We start from the raw sequence: 17,158 nt of genomic DNA, 5'->3' as shown, positions 1-17,158 counted from the left end.
TCATGTTCGAGTCAGCGGAACTAGGCCACAAAATCGATAAAGCCACCTACGACAAGGAAGTACCAGCTCTGCGCGAGGCGCTGCTTGAAGCTCAGCTCGATCTGGCGAAGACAGCAAATTTCCAGGTGGTGATTCTGATCGGCGGGGTGGATGGCGCCGGTCGGGGGGAGACCGTAAACCTGATCAACGAGTGGATGGACCCGCGCCATATCCAGAGCCATGGCATGGGTATTCCCTCGGACGAGGAATTGGAGCGCCCGATCATGTGGCGCTTCTGGCGCGCTCTGCCGCCCAAGGGCAAGATCGGCATTTTTCTCGGCTCGTGGTATACCTGGGACATTCTCAACCGGGTGTTCAACAGAATCAAGAATGCCGAACTCGACCAAAGCATGGATCGCGCAGTGCGTTTTGAAAAGATGCTCAACGACGAGGGTGCGTTGGTCATCAAGTTCTGGCTGCATTTGTCCAAGGACAAGCAGGAAAAGCGCCTCAAGGCCATGGAGAAAAATCCCAAGACACGCTGGCGCGTGACCGAGCGCGACTGGATACACTTCAAGATGTACGACAAGTTTCGCAAGGTGGCGGAGCGGGTCATGCGCCAGACCAGCACGGCCGAAGCGCCATGGATGATCGTCGAGGGCGAGGATGAGCGCTACCGCAGCCTGACGGTGGGGAAAGTCATCCTGGAAGCGATCCGCAAGCGCCTCGACGCAGCGGAGTTGCCACCCCATGAGGTTCATGCGCCACCGCTGCTGCCCTCGATCGACAAGCTGCATATTCTGAAAACCCTCGACCTCAACCAGAAGCTGACGAAGAAGAAATACGACCTGGATCTGGAAAAATATCAGGGCAAGCTGAACCTGCTGACGCGCAATCCGAAATTCAAGGAGATGACCGTCATCGCGGTGTTCGAGGGCAACGATGCGGCCGGCAAGGGCGGCAGCATCCGCCGCGTGACCAGTGCGCTGGACGCACGTTACTACCAGGTTATCCCGATCGCCTCGCCGACCGAGGAAGAGCGCGCACAGCCCTACCTGTGGCGCTTCTGGCGCCATATTCCGCGCAAGGGCAGGGTCACGATTTTCGACCGTTCCTGGTACGGACGTGTGCTGGTTGAGCGGGTCGAAGGCTATTGTTCCAATGTCGACTGGATGCGCGCCTACAGCGAGATCAACGATTTCGAGGAGCAGTTGGTGCGGAACAACACCGTTGTGGTGAAATTCTGGCTATCGATCAGCAAGGAAGAGCAGCTCAGGCGCTTCGAAGAGCGCCAGAAGACCGGCTTCAAGCGTTTCAAGATTACCGACGAGGACTGGCGCAACCGCGAGAAATGGGAAGACTACGAGATGGCGGTATGCGACATGGTGGACCGCACCAGTTCGGAAATGTCGCCATGGATCATGGTTGAGGCCAACGACAAGAATTTTGCCCGCATCAAGATTCTGAAGACCCTGTGCGAAAGAATCGAGGCGGCGCTGAAGTAAAGGCTCGCAAGTGGGGAAGGGTGTCATGTAGGTTGGGTTAGGCGCGTCTTTTTGCGCCATAACCCAACAAACCCAAATAACAAAACCTGTTTTTGAAGTTTGGGTTTGTTGGGTTACGCGATAAGGCCGCTAACCCAACCTACATTTTTAACCCTTTTTACTTTGCGAGCGGCAGCGAATGCTCGCGGTGACGCCGCCAATTTTCCAGGTAGGCGGCTGTCAGTTCCCGATTGCCGCGGAAGATCAGCAGATTCTCCGCATTCTTGAACTGTGCGGCATGGGTGAAGTTGAAGCTGCCGGTGATCACCACCGGGTTGGCGCTGCCGGCATCGATCACCATCACCTTGTTGTGGGCGCTGTCGTGCTGGCTGTCGACGAATACCGGCACACCGCCTTCCGCAACCGTCGGCACCTTGCTGCGCTCCATTTTCCGTACCTGTTCCGCGTCCGTGACGATCCGGACATCCACACCGCGCTGTTTGGCGCTGATCAGCGCCTGGGCGATTTCCCGGCTGGTGAAGCTGAATGTCTGGACCAGCACCTGCTTCTGCGCATGTTCGATGGTTTGTACGATCTGGCCGGCGGCGTCGTCCTCCGGGGTGAACAGCACCTGCACCGTGCCGCTGACAGCGGCGGCGTGACTTCTGATGTCTTGCGCCTGCTCGAAGGCGGGAGCCGAAGTGGTGAAAAGCAGTGCCAGGGACAAGAGCGGCAGAATACGCAGGGAGCTTTTTTTCATCGGGATTTTCCTTGACTGTTGGGTGCGGTTCCCGGGTGGCGCCGAACACCCGAAGATCGGCTATTATGCATGATACGGAATAACAGCGAAGGATGAGTGATGAGTCAAAACAGTGAAGCCGCCACCCTCGCGGGCGGGTGCTTCTGGTGTCTGGAGGCGGTGTTCGAACTGCTTGATGGCGTGGAGAAGGTCGAGTCTGGCTATACCGCCGGCAACACCCTAAACCCCAGCTACGAGGAGATTTGCAGCGGCACCACCGGCCATGCCGAGGCGGTGCGGATCACCTTCGACCCGGCAGTGATTTCCTTCCGGGATTTGCTGGAAGTTTTTTTTACGATCCACGACCCCACCACGCTGAATCGCCAGGGCAATGATGCGGGTACCCAGTACCGTTCCGCCATATTCACCCACAGCCCGGAACAGCAAGCTGTTGCGGAGGCGATGGTTGCCGGGATTCCGTCCGCCGTGACTGAAATTGCGGCCGCCGGAATTTTTTACGTGGCTGAGGACTATCATCAGGAATATTTCAGAGGCCACAGCAATCAACCGTATTGCCGATCCGTGGTTGCTCCCAAGGTGGCAAAACTGAAGGAGAAATTCAAGGCCAGGCTGAAGAGCGGGTCGGCCTAGCCGGCGGGAGATCGATTGTTTTCTGAAACGGCTATCCCCGCCGCAACCATCAAGGCCTACCTTGCGACTGACTACAAGGTGATGGCTGCAGAGTCATTTGTCCTGAATGTTGGCCGTGCCAGCCCCGAACTTGCGCTAAGATTCAATCTTGACCGGACAGACAGCGCTGCCTACATCACCGCATGGAATCCCTTCGGTGAACTGACATCAGATTCGGACAATCATGCCGCCCAGCAAGAACTGCTTGCCGAGATCAAGGCCCTGGGTTTGCCTTATCTGGATGGGGAGGGCAGGGATCCATCAGGGCGATGGCCCGGGGAACCGAGTTTTCTGGTCTTCGGTATTTCGCTGGAGGCTGCCAAAAAGCTGGCTAGACAATTCCGCCAGAACGGGTTCGTTTACGCAGGCAGCGATGCAACGCCACGGCTGATCCTGCTGCGATAGTCAGGCCGGGTTGCAGATGACGAAGCGGTGCTTGCCGGAGTTGAACTCCAAAGAACCCCCTCGATGCTGTCGATGTAGATTGCGCTGCTCTCCGAATGCTAGACTCGTAGCAAGTGTTTAAGTGAACCGACCTATTTGATTGTATGAATGCTTCGTCTGACCCCCTCTCCAGAATTTTCCTGCTGAGCCATATGCGCGCCTTTACCAGTCTGGCAGGGCATATCCTCGGTTCGCACCCGCAGATCAATGGCTACTATGAAATGCATATCAGCTATGAGGACGCATCCGCGCTGGACAAGCAGCTTGATGTGTTCCTGGAAGGTGATGTGTTCAAGGAGAACAGCCGTTATCTTTTCGACAAGCTGCTGCACAACGACTATCTGTTGAAGCCCGGGCAGCTTGGTCTGGCGAATATGAAGATACTGATCTCCCTGCTGGAGCCGGAACACACGATCAAAAGTATCGTCCATCTTTTTGCGCAAAAGGAAATCGAGGATCTTTATGCCTCGCCCGTTGAGGCGGCGAACTACTATATCGCGCGCGTCCAGGCACTCGCCGACTTTAGCCGCACGGCCAATCAGCCCTATTACTATTTCGATGCCGAGCTGTTTCAACGCGCGCCGGAGAAATTGCTTCCCCGGCTATCGGACTGGCTGGAGCTGGACTCGCCGTTAAGCGAGCGGTATCAAATTTTAAGCCAGACTGGGCAGGCCAGAAAAGGCGACTCGTCCAAGCGCATGCATAGCGGAGTAATCGACAGGACACCGGTCGATTACTCCCATATCGCCATTCCGGAGGACGTGCTGCATACGGCGCGGGAGGTTTACCGGGAATGCCGCCGACAGATTATCGGGAATGCGGCGGATTCGGTCAGCTTGGATTAGAGCATACTGAAACAGGCTCTTGGTGCTCAGCCGCGGACAGAGATTCGCGCATCCTCAACCTGATTCGGGATAACCCGATGCCAGGCCGAGGCTGCGCGATATAGAATTTTAAGACCTATCTTCCAAGATCACGCAAGGTCGAAGCGATCCAGGTTCATCACCTTGTTCCAGGCTGCCACAAAGTCACGCACGAACGCTTGCTGCGAGTCGCTGCACGCGTAGGCTTCCGCGATGGCTCGGAGTTGGGAGTTAGAACCGAAGATCAGGTCGACGCGGGTGCCGGTCCATTTGACTTCGCCAGTCTTGCGGTCGTGCCCTTCGAACACGTCCTCGGCGTCCGAAACGGGCTTCCAGGTCGTGCCCATGTCGAGCAGGTTGACGAAAAAGTCGTTCGTGAGCGCCCCCGGCTGCTTGGTGAAGACCCCGTGCCTGGACTGACCGACATTCGCGTTCAGCGCGCGCATGCCGCCGACCAGCACCGTCATCTCAGGCGCGGAGAGCGTCAGCAATTGCGCCTTGTCGAGCAGCAGTTCCTCGGCCGAGACGGAGTACTTTCCCTTCTGGTAGTTGCGGAAGCCATCGGCGATCGGTTCGAGCACGGCGAAGGAGTCCACATCGGTCTGTTCCTGCGAGGCGTCCATGCGGCCCGGCGTGAAAGGTACCGCCACTGCATGGCCAGCTTTCTTTGCAGCCTCTTCGACACCGGCACAACCTGCCAGCACGATCAGGTCGGCTAGCGCGACTTTCTTGCCGCCAGCATTGAACTCACGCTGGATGCCTTCGAGCTTTCCAAGCACGATGTCCAGTTGCTTCGGCTGGTTGACTTCCCAGTTCTTCTGCGGTGCGAGACGAATGCGCGCGCCGTTCGCGCCGCCACGCTTGTCGGAGCCGCGGAACGTCGACGCCGAGGCCCAGGCGGTCGAGACCAACTCCGAGACAGACAGCCCGGACGCCAGTATTTTAGCCTTGAGGGCGGCGATGTCCTGGTCGTTGATCAGGGGGTGATCGACAGCGGGGATGGGATCTTGCCAGATCAGCGCTTCCTTGGGCACTTCGGGGCCCAGGTAGCGCGCACGGGGACCCATGTCGCGGTGGGTCAGCTTGAACCAGGCGCGGGCGAAGGCGTCGGCGAACTCGTCAGGGTTGTCGCGGAAGCGGCGCGCAATCTTTTCATAGGCCGGGTCCATGCGCATCGCCATGTCGGCGGTGGTCATGATGATCGGCACCCGCTTCGACGGGTCATGCGCGGCCGGTGCCGTATTGCTGTCGGTCGCTTGTTTCGGTGTCCACTGCCAGGCGCCCGCCGGGCTCTTGGTCAGCACCCAGTCGTTGTCGAACAGCATGTCGAGATAGCTCATGTCCCATTTGATCGGGGTCGGCGTCCACGAGCCTTCCAGACCGCTGCCGATCTGGTCGCCACCCTTGCCGCTTTTGAAGCTGCTCTTCCAGCCCAGGCCCATCTGCTCGATGGGTGCGGCTTCAGGCTCCGGCCCCACGTGCGTGGCCGGACCGGCGCCGTGGCATTTGCCGAAGGTGTGGCCGCCGCAGGTGAGCGCAACAGTCTCTTCGTCGTTCATCGCCATGCGCGCGAAGGTCTCGCGCACGTCGCGGCCGGACGCGACCGGATCCGGGTTGCTGCCCGGGCCTTCCGGGTTGACGTAGATCAGGCCCATCTGCACGGCAGCGAGCGGATTTTCGAGGTCACGTTCGCCGGAATAGCGTGCCTTGTCGTCCAGCCACTTTTCTTCATTGCCCCAGTAGATGTCGATTTCCGGCGTCCAGATGTCCTCGCGTCCGCCGGCGAAACCGAAGGTCTTGAAGCCCATCGATTCCATGGCCACGTTGCCCGTGAGAATGATCAGGTCAGCCCAGGAAATTTTCTTGCCGTATTTCTGCTTGATCGGCCACAGCAGCCGGCGGGCCTTGTCGAGGTTGACGTTATCGGGCCAGCTGTTGAGCGGGGCGAAACGCTGGTTGCCGTGGCCTGCGCCGCCACGACCGTCGCCGGTGCGGTAGGTGCCAGCGCTATGCCACGCCATGCGGACGAAAAAAGGGCCATAGTGGCCGTAATCCGCCGGCCACCAATCCTGCGAGTCGGTCATCAGGGCAGTCAGGTCCTTTTTCACCGCCGCGAGGTCGAGGGTCTTGAATTCCTCGGCGTAGTTGAAATCCTCGCCCATCGGGCTGGACTCGGGGTTATGCTGGTGCAGGATTTCGAGGCTTAGCCGGTTCGGCCACCAATCGTGGTTCGACGTACCGCTCCCGGCTTTGTGTACAAACGGGCATTTGCTGTCGGACATGGTATTCTCCTCTAGTTAATTGAATGCACAATTCAGTGTAGGTTCTTGGAATCAATTAATCTAATTGGTTTTAGCAATGTGACCGATAGTGCATTGCTATCTGAGCCCGGTTAGACAACTCCTTAGAACAGCCTATCCCAGGCATCCCGCTCCGCCCGGTAATTCATCAATGCCTCGACGATCTGCCATTTGCGCTGGGCGCGATGCTCGGCTGACTGGATCTGGCGCCAAGCCAGGGCGTGCTCACCAAAATTGCGGTCGATGTTGTCGGTGAAAGTCTGGATTTGCCGTAAGGAAAGCGCCAACCCGGGCGAGCGCAACCACCAATGCCCGGCGTTGAACACGAGGTCATGCAATTGCCTGTTCTTGGCGACGATGGCTTCATGTTTTTGCTGGTACAGCGCCAGCAGTTCGGCCTCTTTCCGGGCGATGACTGCCTCAATCACCTCCTGGGCAAAGGGCTGGTTCACATCCGCCTGCTTGACCAGCTCTTCGGTTGAAAACAGCATGAGGTCGCCGAAGAACTGGCGCTCGAACTCGCTGGACAGATCGACGCTCTGCTGCTCCCCGTCCAGTTCCACTCCGGGCCGGAAATCGTCGTCCAGGCCCGCCTCGGTGGTGCGCCGGTGCAGATTGGGCATGTTGAAAGAGGCAAAGCGCCCTGCAATCTCGACGGCGATCATTCGCCCGGCCGTGGGGCCGGACATGCGCAGCCGCAGGTGACCGAAAGGGATGATGTATTTCAGCCCCGCGTAGTTGACGATGTAATTGCCGGGGTAAATCGTCCGCGCGGGAGAGAGCTGAGCAAAGCCGCTACCGTAGGAAAACCAGGTCTTGCGCGTGAGGTGTTCGCCAAAGAAGAAGGCGTTGAGCCGTCGGGCGAAATCTATCAGGCACGCGCCATGGTCATGCTCGCCTGAAAGCCGGCATGGGTAGGAAAATGTCGCCTGCCTGTTTTCAAAGCCGAACAGCCCGGCCATGTCGTGATAGGCGGCATCGCCCGCAAGTGGTCCATGCGAGCCATGAAACTGGCAGGCCTGATCGCCGGCCAGCGTGGCCAGGCGGGTAAAGAAGGCCGTCACGTCATCGAGGAAATTGGCAGCCATCACTGAGGGCGAGACGGGTGGGTCGCCCACCATCTTGCCGGTGAGCATCAGGGTGTCAGTGGTGCGAAAGATCTTGTCGATGGTGTGAAAATAATTCAGCGCATACACCACCTCTTCGCCGGATTCGGTCTGCCGGTTCACGCAAAAACTCTGGTCGCTATCGACCAGGTAATACAGTGTTCTGTTTTTATCTTCCGTCAACTGCAGAAACTTCAGGTAACTGAGATTGCGGTTGGCGGCCTGCCCCTTGAGATAAAACTTTCCCCTGGGTTGGGTGGTGAGCAGATTGCCTAATTGCTCACGCTGGTGCCGGGGCAGTGATTGCAGCAGTTCATACTGCTCAGTTAATCCGAAGTGAAAGACCTGCAAGCCTTTCTGCCGGTATTCTTCCACCAGCTCGATATGCCGGCGGATGTTGTTTTCATCGCGGCTATCCTCGGCGACGATGATCTTGATCTTGTCCCAAACACCAGACGCGTTCCCGCCATAGTTGTACAGCGTGCAGACCTGGTTAATGCTTTCCAGGCAGGCATGCAGGTGGGGCGGGCGATCCGCCACCGGGATGCTCAGGATGAAGTGATGGCGATCATCGCCTCCCCTCTGTTGGATCAGAGCCTCTTGTTCACGGAACAGGGCCTGATAGCAGGCCAGCAGCGGGTAAAAATCCGGCTCGGCGGACCACATCGCCTTTTCCAGCAAGGGGTAGCACCGTTCATAGAGGTCGATGAGCGTATCGGCCGTGCTTGACTCGGTCGATGGGGAAAGGCCTTGCAGTTGCTTGCCGAGATCGGCCAGGCCGGGAATGGCGGATTGGTAGCGCGAGATGCATTCCGCCAGATGCATTGTTACGAAATCGGTCATGCGGAACTAGCGTCTTGAGGAATAATTCGGATACGCATCCTGATCGATCATGATCTCGATGAGATTGATGCCATGATGAAAATCGATCGCCTCCAACTTGGTCAGGTCCTGCTCGCTGTCCACTCGGCAATGCTTGATGCCGAAGGATTGCGCCAGCAGTGCGAAGTCCGGGTTGGTGAAATCGCAGTCAATGAAGCGATCCTGGTAGAGATGGTGCTGGTTCTTGCGGATCAATCCCATGGTGTTGTTGTTGAACAGGATGATGTTCAACGGGATGTCGTAATTCACCGCCGTCATGATCTCCATGGCACACATATGGAACCCGCCGTCGCCAATCATGGCGAACAGGGGTTGGTTGACTTCGTAGCCGGCGCCAATGGCCGCCGGGATGGCGTGGCCCAGCGAGGAGACGCCGGTGTTGGGGTAGAAACGGTCCTTGGCGGACACACGGTAGAAATTTTGAGCGAAAACGATGTTGTCGTCGAACATGACCAGGCCGTCCGGAAACCGTAGTTCCAGCCAGCCATAAAAGGCGCGCACGTGGTCGAACTGTCGGTTGAAAATCGTCTTGCCGGCGGCATCGGCCTGGGCTTGCGCGGCTGCGATAAAAGCGGCGATATCCACAGGGCCTTTCTCCGCCACCTTTTGCGCCTGAATGGCTGAATCCAGCGTTTGCAGATAGGTGCCAAGGTCGGCATGCACCACCAGGTCGGCGCGGAAGACCTTTTCCAGTTGCTGGTCGCTGTTATCCACCTGGATGAGCTTCTTGCCCGCCAACAGATGCTTGTCCCAGACATAGCTGGTTCTTTCATTGAAGCCCGCCCCCAGCACCAGCACCAGGTCGGCTTCCTGTTCCAGATAGCGCATGGCGTAACCGCCGGAGGTGACGCCGAGGCTGCCCAGCGACAGCGCGGAGCGTTCGTCGATCGCGCCTTTAGCCTTGAGGCTGCTGGTCACCGGAATATTGAGACGCTCGCTGATGCGGCATAAGTGTTCCTGCGCACCCGAACGGATGCAGCCATAGCCTGCGATGATCAGTGGGCGCTTCGATTCGCGGATCAGCTCCACGCTCTTGTCGATGTATTGCTCGGCGAGCAGGCATCCGCCGGTCATGCGTGTGAAGGAAACCTGATCGAGGACGGATGCATCCACCATTTCTTTCTGTACGTTATAGGGGATGCTTAACACCACGGGGCCGGGTGTCTTGGAAAGCAGATGTTTGGTCGCCTGATTCAGCACAGTGGGCAGGTAATCCGTGCGTTCGATCAGTTTGTGGTAGCGCGTGATGCCGGCAAACAACGCGACTTGGTCGATGCTGCCGCCCTCGCCAGAACTCTCCTGCAGTCCACCCTTGCCAAAAATATGGGTCGATGTTTCGCCAGTAATGACCAGGATAGGCTGCTTATCCGCATAGGCATTGGCGATCCCCGTGACCAGATTGGTCGCCCCAGGCCCTGCAGTGGTAATGCAGGCAGCAATCTTCCCTGAAGCTCTGGCATAGCCCCCGGCCATGAACGCCGCTCCCTGTTCATGCTTGACCAATACGCTCTTGATGTTCGAGTCATACAAGCTGTCATAAACTGGCAAGATATGTGCGCCCGGTATCCCGAAGATTACTTCTATCCCCAGGCGCTCCAAATATCTTACGATTAATTCACTGACCGTTATTTTCATGTCGTCTCGTCATGGTCGCAACCCACTGTTATCGGAACTTTAATCGAGGCAATGTTTGCATTGATCTGCATCGGGACAGGCATTTTAACCGAACCTTCCCAAAATAATAAAATAGAGGGGGATCTCCTGCCTGTTATTTCGATTGTTCATCAAGCAGCACAGGGTTGCCATGGTTATACTATCAGGGCGATGATTTGAGCGAAATTAGACGTAAGTGTAAAGCAAATTTTCGATGTTATTTCTTTCTTTAATGTACCGCATAAAAACCGATGCCTACCCTGAAATACCTCACCGGCTACCCCGAGGATGTCAAAGTCCAGGTTCGGCAGCTTATACAGCAGGGCCGCCTGGGCGACATCCTGCAGAAAAAATACCGCGCCGCGCACGATATCCGCACCGACAAAGCGCTGTATGACTATGTATTCACTCTGAAGAACCGTTTCCTGCGCAACGCTGCACCCATCAACAAAGTAGCTTTCGACAGCCGGATTCAGGTCATTCAGCACGCGCTTGGGCTGCACACCGCCATTTCCCGCGTGCAGGGCAGCAAGCTCAAGGCCAATCGTGAAATACGCATTGCCTCTTTATTCAGGGAAGTGCCGCTGGAGTTTCTCAGGATGATCGCCGTGCATGAACTCGCGCACCTGAAGGAAAAAGAACATGACAAGGCCTTCTATCAGCTCTGTATCCACATGGAACCGGAATATCATCAGATTGAATTTGATCTGCGGCTGTACCTGACGCATGTTGATCTGTGCGGCAAGCTGTCTTGGCCATCATGACACGCTGACCCCATTAATTATTTGGGGGATTTATTCTGAAAATGGAGAAAAAAGTTTTTTCTAAAGCGTCAACGTTTGACATGAGCAGACAGCTCACGGCAAGCCGTGGGCTGTCTGCTCGATGGAAGGGTTAGAAGGCACTATGGCTCCGTGGATGGATTGACGTATGCCCATACGTGCGTGAAGCCTAAGGCCACAGACAAGTGATATCGGTGAAAGCCGTCGTACAGGCGAAATCGAAATGGTTCGGCTAGCGCTCTCGATCGATCTACGTGGACTGGCGGGAGTGGCTGGTTTCTCTCGATTGCTTCGAGAATGCTTAGTGCACGACCTCTGACGAAATTATGGACTCCAGCTCCGCGGACCAATGGCAAGACTTGGACAATTGGGATGAGCTCCGTCGGAAAGATGGCTGTAGGGGAAGCTGCGTACGAGTACGCAGCTTCCCTTGGCCGAAATGCGGACATTCCAGCCTCTGCAATAAGCTCGTGCGCCTCGTTTGCAACGGTGCTCACCGGTGTCCTCTAACATTCACGCCTATCGGAGCATGCACATGATACCCGAACTTGGCGCGGCATTGGCCGCGCGCCCATGTGGGCGTTGGGTTAGATGGTGGCATGTGCGATAACAATTAACGCAGCAATCGTTACGAGGATATAAAAAGCGGGCTTTACAAAGAATTGCAATAATTTCAACTTCGCCTCGTCGACGCCGCGGCTCGCTTTTTCTGAAGCAGAGAAAGGCCTCCCAGTATCCTTGACAAAACTATATGCTTCTTCTTTTTCTGCCCAAATAATCTTGAATGCTTGCCATTCGAGATAGGCATCTCGAAGTTGCTGCTTTTCCTCTTCCGTAGGCTGAAAATGTATGTCCCTGAGGTCGACGAGACTCGGTTGGGCAGGGTTTTCGCGACGCGCCTCATCAATGCCTCGCTGCGCAATCTTGTTGAATAGATTCCGAAAGCGAGATTCCGCACGCGTCGCAGCGTCGCAGCTCACGGACAGCCAATCCCACGCTTCCTGGACGTGGTGAGACGAACTGTCTGTATCTTGCGCTGCCATTTGCGATTTTCGCCTTCTAGTGTGCATCCTAAGATCAAAGGAGCCAGACACGATTAAATCTTGTGTTGGAATGTTAGATATCTGCTGTGCGTTTTATGACAATTGGGCCACTATAGGTGTTTGTTCAGGTTGTTACAAGGAGTGATAGGTCTTGTGTGCGCTACGCGCAGATATTTTGATGCCGGGGGCTGCCCGGCAGCAGGTTACTTTATTTTGCATTGCCCAAAATACAAGTAACCAAACAAAAAGGCACCCTGCCGCGCCGGCCCTGCGGGCTACCTTCGGTTTGACGGTCAAATTGGGCGGCTGCGCAACTCGCCCTGACAGCTTGCCCAAACCGCAAGCTGTTGCGGAGCTCGAACAGTGCTCGCCTTCATCCCAATTTGTCCGTCAAACCGAAGCGGTGCAGAAGGGGATTTGGGTCTTGTGGGCAAAGCCCATGTTTAGATACCCTCCCCGTTGGGGAGGGCTGGGTGGGGCGGTTTTGTTTTGCTTTTCGTCCCCTTGATTCGCCGCCGAGCAGCACAGCCGGGCCGGGGGCAGTCGGCGAGCACTGTTTGAGCTCCGCGGCAGGGCACGGTTTGTGTGCCCTGCTAGGGCGAGTTGCGCAGCCACCCGGCTCGGCGAGCAGCGCAGGGAACCCCGAAGGGGCGGTGGATGGGCGTCGCCTTCTTTGGATTACTCTTTCTTGGCGAAGCAAGAAAGGTAATCAGCCGCCGGGCTGCCCCCGGCAATCAATCAACCCGCGAAGCGCACAAATTCAACGCAGCCAATTCCACCTCACTAAAACCCGCTGCTCGTCGCGCTGCAAGATTGAACGGACCGCGCATGACCGGCGCATGGTACTCGGCGGCCAGGCGGGCATAGGTGTTTACCGGATCCAGGCCGCGTTGCTCGCACAGCCATCCATACCAGCGGTTGCCGATGCCGACGTGACCAATTTCATCTCGCAGGATGATGTCGAGGATCGCAGCGGCGGCCATGTCGCCCACCTGGGCAAGCTTGGCCCGCACCGGCGGGGCGGCATCCAGTCCGCGCGCCTCCATGGTTCGGGGCACCAGCGCAATGCGGGCCAGGATGTCGTCCTGGGTTTTGGCCGCCATCTCCCACAGGCTGTTATGCGCCGGAAAATCACCATAGGCGTAGCCTAGTTCGTGCAAGTGGTCTGCAAGCAGGGAGAAATGCAGTGCTTCCTCCTGCGCGACCTGTAGCCAGTCCGCGTAATATTCGCGCGGCATGCCTGCGTATCGCCAGAGTGCATCCAGCGCCAGGTTGATGGCCGTGAACTCGATGTGCACCAAGGCATGGATCAAGATGGCGCGACCCTCCAGGGTGTTCATCGAGCGGTGCTTGACCAGGCGCGGCGATACCAGTTCGGGCTTGAGCGGCTGGCCGGGTATGGGAGATGACGCCGACAATCCGGCTTGTGCGTCCAGCATGACTTCACCAGACTGCCATGCTCGCGCCAAGAGGCGCACCCCTTCGGCTTTGCGGGCGGGGTCCGGCTGTGACAGCCAGAACAGCGCCGCTTGGCGCAATTCCTGGGGTTCGGATTTGTCAGGCGATTTCATGCGTAAAGGTCAGGGCAAACCCCAGGCGGGGTCACGCCTGCTGAAGGTTCTCGCCGCCCAGCGCCTCGACCAGATCGGCCAGTAAGCGGGCCAGTTCGCCGGTCATGAGGGTAAAGTCGATATCGAATAACTCATCGGTGGTTTCGGCCTCGGATTCGGCTTCTTCCTTGAGTATGTCCAGAAAGTCGAGGCGCTTGATCTGGAGCTGTTCGGTGAGGACGAAGGAAATCTTGTCGTTCCAGGTCATTCCCAGCCGGGTGGCGCTCTTGCCGGCAGCAATGTGCGCACGGATTTCATCTCCCTCCAGGTCATGGCGGACATAGCGGACCGTGGCTTTGCCCTCGTCGATGGAGCGGAGCTCCAGTTCGCGATCGATGGTGAACCCGGGCGGCGCTTCACCGCCTGCGAGCCAGCCGGTCATGGCCGTGACGGGGGAGAGTCGGGTGTGCAGAAGCTTGAGCGGCAGGTCGTCCAGGGTTTTGCCGAGCAGCTCCAGGACTTCATCCGCCTTGGCCGGGGAGGCCGCGTCCACAACCAGCCAACCATTGACCGGATCGATCCAGACGAAGGTTGTGCGTCGAAGCGCGAATGCACGAGGGAGGAGCTCGTCGGTGACACGTTCCTTGATCTCCTTCATCTCCTTGCGCCCGACGCGGTGGCCCTGCTGCGCTTCGAGTTCGGCGATGCGATCCTTGGCAAACTGGTTGATGATGGAGGCGGGCAGCAGTTTCTGCTCTACGCCCATGGCGATCAACAGCTGCCGGTTCAATGCGTGGACGAAAGGCCCATTACCTTGAGGGGAAACCCAGCCACGGCTTTGCTTGTCCAATCCGCCGCAGGGCTGCAGCGGTTGGCGGGACAGCTTTTCCTCCAGCGTGGCGGCGCTTATGGCCAAGTCGGTAGGAAGGCGATAAAGGAAGATGTTTTTAAACCACATGGCAGGGTGCTCGAAAAAAGGGGGCGATTATACAGCCCAAAAGTAAATAAACGGATGTGCAATTAACTTGCTATGGCGTAATCGGTTTCATCATAAACCTGCGTGAGCTGCACGCCGGCGTCTCTGATGGCCTGAAGCTGGTTCTCCAGTGCGGTTCGTATCGGCTCGTAATCCGCTTGCGGTGGCGGGTAGCCTTGCCATCCTTCCGGCGTGTGGGTGTCCAGGTTGTAATCGGCGTAAGGAGCGACCTTGTCTTCGATGTCTTCTGTCACGATAGTCAACCGATAACCGCTGAAAGTGGCGGGTTCTCCCGTTTCGTGAGGGACGACGCTGCCTGCGAAATCGATAAACTGGTTGTCCATTTCCTGAATGTAACCCGGCAATGAGGCAAGCAAATCCACAATTTGCAGATGCGTCAATTTCGCCACATGGGAGCTGGTCGCATGCAGGTAATCTTCGTAATTCATGTCCCATCGCGCAACGGGAACCTGCCGTTCATTTTCAACCTGCCCGGAAAACAGACCGCGAATATTCACCATGTCGGAAATATTCACGCAAAACATTTCAGGGGTCAGCCCTTTCAGGTCGAAGCGGGCCAACTCGGCGGAAGGCAAAACCTCGATATAGGTTGCCCAGCCGGAACCCTTGCGCACCAGGCCATGCTTGACCTGGTAGTGAAGGATCAGGGTCTTGCCCTGTATAGTGATGAGTATTTTTTTCAAAACGATTTCTTCAAGTCAGGGATAATTTTCCAGCGAATGTGACCTATATTACGTCCCGGATAGCTAAAGTATATCAATGCCTGGCATCCAGAGTTGCTGGTTTCGCAACTTGATTTGTCATTCTGTAGGTTATTATTAGTCTTTAAGTGAACAAGAAATGCCGTCTATTGCAGGTTGGGCTTCAGCCTGGCATGCCAGGCTGAAGCCTAACCTGCATTCTTGAAATTCAGAAAGAGGTAACGTGTCGAATCTTTATACTATCCTCCAGCGCCCTGGCGCCGTTGCGGCGACCCACTCCGGGTCTTTTCATGCCGATGATGTGTTGGCGGCGGCGACATTGCGGCTAGTCAATCCGGCTTTGCCCATCCTGCGTACGCGCGACCAGGAGCAACTGGACGCAGCGGATGTCATCTTTGATGTGGGACGAGTTTTTGATTTGGCGACCTGCCGTTTCGACCATCATCAGCTGGAATACAAGGAAGCGCGCGAAAACGGCATCCCGTACAGTTCGTTTGGTCTGGTATGGCGTGAATTGGGGGCGCAGCTTTGTGAATCGGCAGCCGCGGCGTCCAGGGTCGATCGCTGGCTGGTGCAAGGCGTCGATGCAATGGATTGTGGCATTACCTTAAGCAAGGAAACCCTGCCCGTCACGCTGATGTCGATTTCCACGGTCCTTGGGGGTTTCAATCCCGGCTGGCAGGATGTCACGTCCGCTTCAGCCAGGAACGAGGCCTTTGAACGTGCCATCAGCATGGCAATGGCCGTGCTGCAGAATACGATCAGGGACGCAAACGGATTTGAAAAGGCGCGTGGCGCTGTGGCGCAAGGGGTTTTGCAGGAAGCCGGGCGGGTGCTGGTGCTGGAGCACGACGTGCCGTGGAAGGATGCCGTATTGGGATCGCCTGAGTACGAGCACCTTCTGTACGTGATTACCCCTGATGCCCAGGCGAAATGGCATGTGACTGCAGTTCCGGATCGTGCCGGAAGCTTCAATAACCGAAAATCCCTGCCTTTAGCCTGGGCCGGGCTGGATGGTGAAGAGCTGGACGCCGTCATCGGCATGCAAGGCTGCGTGTTCTGCCACAGAGGGCGCTTTGTCGCAGGACACAAGACCAAAGACGGGGCTACTGAAATGGCGCGGTTGGCCCTGCGGGATTGAAAAACGGCAGAAGCAGACCGCAGTGATTCAAGATATTTCGTTACAGGGCGACAAGCCGCTCAGCCCTGCGAGGCCCCTTATTTCTGCCGTTTCATCATCTCCTGAATTTTCGGGTCCTTCATCATTTCGTTGATGTTCATGTTTTTCATGTTCGGCATGATCATGTCACCGGGCTTCTGGCCGAGTTTGCAGGGGCCGAGCCATTTGGCTTCCATGGTCATTTTCGATTCGCTTACGCCATGCATCGGCGGGTTGTAGCGAGTTTTCATGTCGCCCTTGTAGGCTGAATCAAAGGCGCCGATGAACACTGCATCGGTCGTTGCCGTGGTGCCCTCGAACTTGCAGACCGAATGCATGGCGACCTTGTTGCCTTGGGGCTTGACGTCCATCACGCTGCAGTCGATTTTTTCCTTCTTCGCGCGCTGCTGCATAAGATCGTCGGTGTTCTGGTCGATGCACTGCTGGATGGCGCCCATGCTGGGCATTCCCTCCATCTGCGTGTTTATTTCCCACAGGCCCGACTTGCGCTTGGGCGTATCGGCGGCGAGCGCACCTCCTGCCAGCGAGGCGGCAGCCAAGCCGAGAAGCAGCAGAGAGGCGAGGCTACGAGTATGGAATCTGCGTTTCATGATTGCTCCTTGAGTGAGAGTCGAAAATGCGGGAATATTCACATCTGGAATATTAAGCCTGAATAAGCACGACGTCATCAGGGTATTTTCCAGTTTGACGCGTATGGCACAGCTTAAAAAATGCGACAACAGAGGATAGGCTACAGTGTGCAACACGTTGCAGGCACAATAAGTT

General features: G+C 56.8%; 15 protein-coding genes. 6 read left to right on the top strand and 9 right to left on the bottom strand.

The genetic code is table 11. From position 1 onward, the window contains the following. Positions 1-2: 2 nt before the first annotated feature. Positions 3-1,484 (top strand): polyphosphate:AMP phosphotransferase, encoded by a 1,482-nt coding sequence (gene pap / locus SCT_RS12285; protein ID WP_059423443.1) that lies wholly within the window; start codon positions 3-5, stop codon positions 1,482-1,484. Positions 1,485-1,641: 157 nt separating this feature from the next. Here the strand turns inward: pap and SCT_RS12280 are convergent, their stop codons facing one another. Further along, positions 1,642-2,223 carry a phospholipase D family protein gene (locus SCT_RS12280; protein WP_059423442.1) on the bottom strand — a complete coding sequence of 194 codons (582 nt, stop codon included), beginning with the start codon at positions 2,221-2,223 and terminating at the stop codon, positions 1,642-1,644. A gap of 99 nt (positions 2,224-2,322) precedes the next feature. On the opposite strand from SCT_RS12280, the gene msrA reads away from it, so the two are divergent. The 3 genes from msrA to SCT_RS12265 all read left to right on the top strand — a co-directional run bounded on the left by msrA (position 2,323) and on the right by SCT_RS12265 (position 4,181). After that, positions 2,323-2,853: a peptide-methionine (S)-S-oxide reductase MsrA gene (msrA, locus tag SCT_RS12275; RefSeq protein WP_059423439.1), complete on the top strand. Its 531-nt coding sequence runs from the start codon at positions 2,323-2,325 to the stop codon at positions 2,851-2,853. Between the two features lie 15 nt (positions 2,854-2,868). Then, a complete protein-coding gene (locus SCT_RS12270; protein WP_059423436.1) occupies positions 2,869-3,297 on the top strand; it encodes a DUF3293 domain-containing protein in 429 nt (142 codons plus the stop codon). 143 nt (positions 3,298-3,440) lie between these two features. Further along, positions 3,441-4,181, top strand: a complete 741-nt coding sequence (locus SCT_RS12265) for a hypothetical protein (RefSeq protein ID WP_059423434.1) — start codon at positions 3,441-3,443, stop codon at positions 4,179-4,181. A gap of 128 nt (positions 4,182-4,309) precedes the next feature. Here SCT_RS12265 and katG read toward each other — a convergent pair whose 3' ends face one another. The 3 genes from katG to SCT_RS12250 all read right to left on the bottom strand — a co-directional run bounded on the left by katG (position 4,310) and on the right by SCT_RS12250 (position 10,122). After that, positions 4,310-6,481, bottom strand: coding sequence for a catalase/peroxidase HPI (gene katG, locus SCT_RS12260; protein WP_059423432.1), 2,172 nt, complete (start codon positions 6,479-6,481; stop codon positions 4,310-4,312). A 122-nt stretch (positions 6,482-6,603) separates the two neighbouring features. Then, positions 6,604-8,448 carry a hypothetical protein gene (locus SCT_RS12255; protein WP_059423430.1) on the bottom strand — a complete coding sequence of 615 codons (1,845 nt, stop codon included), beginning with the start codon at positions 8,446-8,448 and terminating at the stop codon, positions 6,604-6,606. 6 nt (positions 8,449-8,454) lie between these two features. Continuing rightward, positions 8,455-10,122: a thiamine pyrophosphate-binding protein gene (locus SCT_RS12250; RefSeq protein WP_059423427.1), complete on the bottom strand. Its 1,668-nt coding sequence runs from the start codon at positions 10,120-10,122 to the stop codon at positions 8,455-8,457. A 269-nt stretch (positions 10,123-10,391) separates the two neighbouring features. Here SCT_RS12250 and SCT_RS12245 point away from each other — a divergent pair, with 269 nt between their 5' ends. After that, entirely contained in the window at positions 10,392-10,904 is a 513-nt protein-coding gene (locus SCT_RS12245) for a M48 family metallopeptidase (RefSeq protein ID WP_059423425.1), read from the top strand. Positions 10,905-11,509: 605 nt separating this feature from the next. Here SCT_RS12245 and SCT_RS12240 read toward each other — a convergent pair. From SCT_RS12240 to SCT_RS12225, 4 genes are all read right to left on the bottom strand, one after another. After that, positions 11,510-11,965, bottom strand: coding sequence for a hypothetical protein (locus SCT_RS12240; RefSeq protein WP_059423423.1), 456 nt, complete (start codon positions 11,963-11,965; stop codon positions 11,510-11,512). A 734-nt stretch (positions 11,966-12,699) separates the two neighbouring features. Beyond that, positions 12,700-13,536, bottom strand: a complete 837-nt coding sequence (locus SCT_RS12235) for a ferritin-like domain-containing protein (protein WP_059423421.1) — start codon at positions 13,534-13,536, stop codon at positions 12,700-12,702. Between the two features lie 31 nt (positions 13,537-13,567). Beyond that, entirely contained in the window at positions 13,568-14,473 is a 906-nt protein-coding gene (locus SCT_RS12230) for a recombination-associated protein RdgC (RefSeq protein WP_059423419.1), read from the bottom strand. Positions 14,474-14,535: 62 nt separating this feature from the next. After that, complete coding sequence (locus tag SCT_RS12225; protein ID WP_059423417.1) at positions 14,536-15,195, bottom strand: hypothetical protein; 660 nt, start codon at positions 15,193-15,195, stop codon at positions 14,536-14,538. 241 nt (positions 15,196-15,436) lie between these two features. On the opposite strand from SCT_RS12225, the gene SCT_RS12220 reads away from it, so the two are divergent. Next, positions 15,437-16,354 carry an MYG1 family protein gene (locus SCT_RS12220; RefSeq protein ID WP_059423415.1) on the top strand — a complete coding sequence of 306 codons (918 nt, stop codon included), beginning with the start codon at positions 15,437-15,439 and terminating at the stop codon, positions 16,352-16,354. A 77-nt stretch (positions 16,355-16,431) separates the two neighbouring features. On the opposite strand, the gene SCT_RS12215 is transcribed toward SCT_RS12220, so the two are convergent. After that, positions 16,432-16,983, bottom strand: coding sequence for a DUF3617 family protein (locus SCT_RS12215; protein WP_059423413.1), 552 nt, complete (start codon positions 16,981-16,983; stop codon positions 16,432-16,434). Positions 16,984-17,158 lie beyond the last annotated feature (175 nt).

It is taken from the genome of Sulfuricella sp. T08 (assembly GCF_000971475.1).
In the GTDB taxonomy this organism is placed as follows: domain Bacteria; phylum Pseudomonadota; class Gammaproteobacteria; order Burkholderiales; family Sulfuricellaceae; genus Sulfuricella.
Note: the sequence above shows the minus strand (reverse complement) of the source record. Positions and strands in the feature narration are given on the sequence as shown.